Source organism: Aerococcus sp. L_32 (assembly GCF_050689315.1).
Genome location: NZ_JBOEQF010001180.1, coordinates 1 through 566, shown reverse-complemented (window position 1 = coordinate 566; position 566 = coordinate 1). Strand labels below are relative to the sequence as shown.

General features: G+C 34.8%; 1 protein-coding gene. It reads left to right on the top strand.

Annotated elements, in window-relative coordinates; all coding sequences use genetic code 11:
* Positions 1-185: 185 nt before the first annotated feature.
* On the top strand, positions 186-566 hold a 381-nt coding region (gene thyA / locus ACRCJ0_RS18815), incomplete at its 3' end, for a thymidylate synthase (RefSeq protein WP_431391728.1).

Genomic DNA, 566 nt, shown 5'->3' with positions numbered 1-566 from the left:
TATGAACGAAAACGGAAATGATTACGGCAAACTATCCGAATTGCAATTAGAGAAAGATAGCAAAGAAAATGATTTGCTTGAAAAAATGAGCTACTGGGAATACCTATCTACATTAGAAAATTAGTATCAGAAAATTTATGATGAAATAAAAAACAAGAAGTTGATTCAAATTAAATTAGGGGGCAATGAGTTTGGCAAAGCAATACTTAGATTTTCTACAACACATTTTAGATAATGGACAAGATAAGAGCGACCGTACGGGTGTAGGTACCAGATCAGTTTTTGGTTACCAAATGCGCTTTGATTTAAGCGAAGGGTTTCCTTTATTAACGACTAAAAAAGTACCTTTTGGTTTAATCAAGAGTGAATTGTTATGGTTCCTAAAAGGGGATACCAATATCCGCTATTTACTAGAAAATAACAATCATATCTGGGATGAGTGGGCCTTTAAGCATTGGGTTGAATCTGATGCTTATCAAGGACCAGATATGACGGACTTTGGTTTACGAGCTGACGCTGACCCAGAATTTAAAAAGATCTATCAAGAAGTGAAACAAGAATTTTGC